The sequence below is a fragment of the Rhizobium sp. SVR5-9E genome (assembly GCF_056755095.1).
This window is the reverse complement of sequence record NZ_JBNDHS010000775.1, coordinates 1-234: the sequence shown is the minus strand read 5'-3', so window position 1 is coordinate 234 and position 234 is coordinate 1. Positions and strand designations below refer to the sequence as shown.

The following is a 234-nucleotide window of genomic DNA, read 5'->3' as shown; positions in this document are numbered from 1 at the left end:
GGGATGCACTACGCGCGTCACGACGGTGAAGCGGAAGATGTGGCCGTGGCCCTGAACGAGCAGTATCAGCCGCGTTTCGCGGGTGACGCGCTGCCGTCTAATCCGGTGGCCTGTGCGGTCGCGATTGCCGATAAGATGGACACCCTTGCAGGTATCTTTGGCATCGGCCAGCATCCAAAAGGCGACAAAGACCCGTTTGCGCTGCGTCGTGCTGCCCTGGGCGTGCTGCGTATC

General features: G+C 62.4%; 1 protein-coding gene. It reads left to right on the top strand.

The features are described from left to right. Window positions 1-234, top strand: a 234-nt coding sequence (locus tag ACPYOJ_RS36940; RefSeq protein ID WP_481420623.1) for a glycine--tRNA ligase subunit beta, incomplete at both ends; no start/stop codon positions are given.